Below are 1081 nucleotides of genomic sequence, written 5' to 3' on the forward strand. Positions count from 1 at the left end.
CGCAACCTGCGCACCACGTCAAATTCGATCGCGCATGATCTGCGTTCACCGCTATCCCGCCTGCGTCAACGGGTCGAGGCCCTGTCCGATCCGGGCAAAAATGATCTGGACCGCGAAGTGGACATTGCCCGCGCCACCGGGGAAATCGATCACGTTCTGTACGTGTTGGGTCAACTGACCGAGATTTCCCGTGCCGAGGCCGGACTGGGACGCGAACAGTTCGAACCCATGGATTTGCGGCAATTGGTCAGCGATGTTGTTGAGTTGTATGAGCCTGTTGCCATGGATCAGGGGATCCAGCTTGAGATTTCCGGACAGGCCGAAGCCATACCGTGCCATCGCCCGCTTTTGTCACAAGCGCTCTCCAACCTGCTGGAAAATGCCATGCGCTATGCGCCGCAGGATACGACCTTCACGGTCTCGATTTCCGATAACGGTCCCTATACCTGCCTGAGTGTCCGCGACCGCGGTCCCGGTGGGCCGAACGAGGAACTGCCGCGCCTGCAAATGCCGTTTGTCACACTTGATCCGGCCCGAACCGAGAAAAACGCCGGGCTGGGCCTCGCATTGGTTGCTGCCATCTCACGCATGCATGGCGGCAGATTTGTCGCGCGCAATTGCGACCCTGGCCTCGAGACAACCATAATGCTGGCGCGACGTCCCTAAGCCGGAAGTCCCGCAGTCGCCATCGTCTTGTTTTTATACCGTTTATCGTCCGTCACATCCGACCCGAACCAGGTGGGCGGAGCAAAGTTTATTGCCTCTGCCTCTGATGTGAACTCGACCTCAACAAGGCGTAAGGACGCCAGATTGCCGAGAAACACATCCAGTTCAAAAACACGCCCATCCGGCAACTGACCGGTATAGCGTTCTTTTTCAACGCGGCGCCCTTCTGTTTCCGGCCAAAAGGTCTCGAACTGCGCGGCACTGACTTCCGCCTCTCGTTCCACACGAACCAATCCGCTGCCACCTTTGAGGGTCAGATAGTAGCGTTCGTTTTTCTGCCGCAGCCGCAGTTCGGTCGAATCGTCCGGTGCGGTCAGATAGCCCTGTCGCACGATAGCCTTTTGCGCGGTACTCA

At 58.1% G+C, this 1081-nt stretch carries 2 protein-coding genes; one reads left to right on the plus strand and one right to left on the minus strand.

Features of this window, described 5'->3' with window-relative positions:
• Positions 1-666: sensor histidine kinase (locus tag ACR0LL_RS21140; protein ID WP_480589268.1), on the plus strand; the 666-nt coding region annotated here is incomplete at its 5' end.
• On the opposite strand, the gene ACR0LL_RS21145 is transcribed toward ACR0LL_RS21140, so the two are convergent.
• Positions 663-1081 (minus strand): CYTH domain-containing protein (locus tag ACR0LL_RS21145; protein ID WP_480589270.1); only part of this gene is annotated, 419 nt, incomplete at its 5' end. The genes ACR0LL_RS21140 and ACR0LL_RS21145 overlap by 4 nt on opposite strands.

This window comes from Ruegeria sp. AI2, assembly GCF_056541275.1.